At 72.2% G+C, this 3,385-nt stretch carries 4 protein-coding genes and 1 pseudogene; 3 read left to right on the top strand and 2 right to left on the bottom strand.

Features of this window, described 5'->3' with window-relative positions; genetic code table 11:
* A pseudogene (locus C1J01_RS47095) lies at window positions 1-539 on the bottom strand (hypothetical protein); the annotation flags it as partial.
* A 99-nt stretch (window positions 540-638) separates the two neighbouring features.
* Here C1J01_RS47095 and C1J01_RS47090 point away from each other — a divergent pair.
* Both C1J01_RS47090 and C1J01_RS47085 read left to right on the top strand, forming a co-directional pair.
* Window positions 639-1,361 carry a hypothetical protein gene (locus C1J01_RS47090; RefSeq protein WP_111185560.1) on the top strand — a complete coding sequence of 241 codons (723 nt, stop codon included), beginning with the start codon at window positions 639-641 and terminating at the stop codon, window positions 1,359-1,361.
* A complete protein-coding gene (locus C1J01_RS47085) occupies window positions 1,358-1,906 on the top strand; it encodes a DUF6529 family protein (RefSeq protein ID WP_111185558.1) in 549 nt (182 codons plus the stop codon). The genes C1J01_RS47090 and C1J01_RS47085 overlap by 4 nt, the downstream gene beginning before the upstream one ends.
* Here the strand turns inward: C1J01_RS47085 and C1J01_RS47080 are convergent.
* Entirely contained in the window at window positions 1,896-2,825 is a 930-nt protein-coding gene (locus C1J01_RS47080; protein WP_111185556.1) for an HpcH/HpaI aldolase/citrate lyase family protein, read from the bottom strand. The two genes, C1J01_RS47085 and C1J01_RS47080, sit on opposite strands and share 11 nt — an antisense overlap.
* 94 nt (window positions 2,826-2,919) lie before the next feature.
* Between C1J01_RS47080 and C1J01_RS47075 the strand changes: the two genes are divergently transcribed.
* Window positions 2,920-3,348: a hypothetical protein gene (locus C1J01_RS47075; protein ID WP_235855139.1), complete on the top strand. Its 429-nt coding sequence runs from the start codon at window positions 2,920-2,922 to the stop codon at window positions 3,346-3,348.
* Window positions 3,349-3,385: the final 37 nt, after the last annotated feature.

The following is a 3,385-nucleotide window of genomic DNA, read 5'->3' as shown; positions in this document are numbered from 1 at the left end:
GCCCAGCCGAACATCGCCCCGTCCTGGCCCGAGTTCGTCAGCACCAGCCACTGCGCGGCCTGCCCGAGCACCATGGCGAGCAGCGCCAGCCCCACACAGCTCAGCAGCCACGACCAGCGCAGCCGTCCCGCCACCGATGACAGCGTCCCCGGACGGCGCCGCTGGACGACCGCCGCCACCCCGAACACGAGCAGCAGCGCGGGCGCGATGGACAGCAGCGTCATGGCCAGCCCGACCGGCGTCGGCTTGGGCACCCCCTGCGCGTCCACCGGCGACGGCAACCCGAACAGGTACGCCGGCAGTGTGAACGCCACGAGCACCGCGACGCCGATCCCCAGGAACCCGACGGCGACCAGCAAGGTGCCGACGACCGAGCGCCACAGCCGGGCGGCGGGGTTCCTGGCGAGATGGTCGAAGCGGACCCCGGCCGGCGACGGCAGGAACCAGGGCTGCGGCTGGTACGGGATGGCCGCCGGCGCCGCGCCGTACGGAAGCGGCCCGCGGTTGTCGGGGTAGTGCGGCCCCGGGTTCTCCTGCATCTCTCCATTCTGTCCGCTTGGTGCGCATTAGTTCACAGACGGCGGGGCCTTTTGGCCGGATGCTCGGGTGCATACGGAATCCGACCACAGGAGCAGACCATGTCCAGGCTGGGACCAGTCATCACCCTCGCGGCGGGCGCGGTGCTCGCCGGAGGGCTGGGTGTCGCGAGCGTCATCGCGATGCCCACGGCCGGGAGCCCGGCCGTCAACACCGCCGCCGAGGCGCCCGTCGTCCAGCAGAACGGGGCCCAGCAGAACGGGGCCGCTGCGCAACCGTCCGCCGCGCCGACCCCCTCGCCCTCCCCCACGCAGCCGAAGAAGACCGTCAAGGCGGACTTCGGCGGCCGGGTGAAGGGCAGCGGCGCCCTCATCGCCCTGTCCATCAGGAACGGCAAGGCCGTCGGCTATTTCTGCGACGGCAGGACCGAGGCCTGGTTCACCGGCGTGGAGTCGGGAGGCGAACTGAAGCTGACCGGCGTGGCCGACAAGCGCGCGAAGGTCAAGGCCGAGCTGAAGGGCCGCAAGGCCGAGGGCTCGCTCACCGTCGCGGGCCGCAAGTGGAGCTTCTTCGCGCCGACCGTCACCAAGCCGTCGGGCCTCTACCGCGCCACCGCGACCGTCAGGGGCGCCAAGGTCCGCGCCGGCTGGATCGTGCTGAAGAACGCGAACGGCACCTACACCCAGGTCGGCACCGCCTTCGCGGGCGACCGGCAGGTCGACGTGCCGCGGATCGACGCCGCCGGCCCCACCGCGCCGGTCCAGGTCGGCGGCGCCACGATCTACCCGAAGGACGTCGACGGCTTCATCGGGGAGATGCCATGACCACCGCGACGCATCAGCGGCCGTCCCGCGGCCTGACCGCGCTCGTGGTGCCGCTGCTGGCCGGCGCCCTGGTGGCGGTCGCCCTCGGCGTCTACGGGCGGGTGCACACGCCGACCGGGTTCGCCGTCGGCGTGGCCGGGTTCTCCGCCGCGCTGCCGATGAAGGCGTGGCTCACGACCGGCGCGCTCGTGCTGGCGGTCGTGCAGGTCGTCTCCGCCCTGTCGATGTGGGGCAGGCTCGGGGTCACGATCCCGCCCGCCGTGCACCGCTGGTCGGGGCGGCTGGCGTTCGCGCTCACGGTCCCCGTCGCCTTCCACTGCCTGTACGCCCTCGGCCTGCAGTACGACGTGCCGCGCGTGCTCGTGCACTCGCTGCTCGGCTGCTTCTTCTACGGCGTCTTCACCGCGAAGATGCTGGCCCTGCCGAAGCGGGACGCGCCCGGCTGGACGCTGCCGGTGCTCGGCGGGCTGACGTTCACCGCCCTCGTGGGGCTCTGGCTGACGTCGTCGTTCTGGTTCTTCACCGCCGTCGGCATCAAGGTGTGAACGTCTTCGTCCGGCTCAGCCCGGCCGCCCGCCCCTTGGCGGCCACGACGAGCGCCATCTTGCGGGAGGCCTCGTCGATCATCTCGTCGCCCAGCATGACCGCGCCGCGCTTCTCCACGGTGGTGTAGTACTCGTACGCCTCCAGGATCAGCTCGGCGTGGTCGTAGTCCTCCTGCGCCGGCGAGAACACCTCGTTGGCCGCCTCGACCTGCGACGGGTGCAGCACCCACTTGCCGTCGAACCCGAGCGCCGCCGAGCGGCGGGCGACGCGGCGGAAGCCCTCGACGTCCTTGATCTGCAGGTAGGGGCCGTCGATGACCTGCAGGTCATGCGTCCTCGCGGCCATGAGCAGGCGCATGAGGATGTAGTGGTAGGCGTCGCCCTCGTAGCCGGGGGGCTGCTCGCCGACGACGAGCGTGCGCATGCCGACCGAGGCCATGAAGTCGGCCGGCCCGAACACCAGCGTCTCCAGCCGCCTGGACGACCCCGCGATGGCGTCGACGTTCACCAGGCCGCGGGCGTTCTCGATCTGCGCCTCGATGCCGATGCGGCCCGGCTCGTACCCCATGGTCTTCTCGATCTGGGTGAGCAGGGTGTCGAGCCAGACGACCTCGGTCGGGTCCTGCACCTTCGGCAGCATCACGCAGTCGAGGTACGCCCCCGCGCCCTCGACCACCTCGATCACGTCGCGGTACGTCCACTGCGTGGTGAGGTCGTTGACCCTGACCACCCGCGTCTTGCCCGTCCAGTCGCCCTCGCGCAGCGCGGTGACGATGTTGCCCCGCGCCTCCTCCTTGGCGAGCGGCGCGACGGAGTCCTCCAGGTCGAGGAAGACCTCGTCGACGGGCAGGGTCTGGGCCTTCTCCAGGAACCGGGGACTGCTGCCGGGCACCGCCAGCACCGAACGTCGTGATCGCATACGCCCACGCTACTGTCTGATCATCTCGGGTCTCGACCGCTCGGCCGGGCGGCGCCGGTTCACCCGGCCGCACGCCCGGATTACAGTCGGACACGTGACCGACCACACCGCGCCCGCCGGAAAGACGCCGCCGACCGTCGCGGGGCCCGAGACGGGCGCCGACCGGGCGGCGGCCATCGCGGAGGGCGCGAAGAAGTCCGGCATCCTGTGGCTCACGCTCGACCGTCCGCGCCTGGCCTGGCACACCTGGCACGACGGGGCGATCTACCTCGTGACGGGCGGCGAGGAGCAGGCCCTGCCCGGGCTGGAGGCCCTCGACCGGGTCCACGTCACGCTGCGCAGCAAGGACAACGGCGCGCGGCTGGTGGAGTTCGACGCGGCGGTGTCGGTCGTCGACCAGGCCGCCTCGCCCGACGTCGTCGCCGCCCTGGCCAAGGACCGCCTCAACGCCCGCGACAGCGAGCACCTCCCCGCCCGCTGGGCCCGCGACTCCACGATCGTCCGCCTCACCCCCGAGGAGTGAGAGCGGCGCGCGCTCAGCCCTGGGCGGGGAGCGGGTC

The organism is Nonomuraea aridisoli (assembly GCF_003236395.1).
Classification (GTDB): domain Bacteria; phylum Actinomycetota; class Actinomycetes; order Streptosporangiales; family Streptosporangiaceae; genus Nonomuraea; species Nonomuraea aridisoli.
This window is presented reverse-complemented; position numbering and strand designations above follow the sequence as displayed.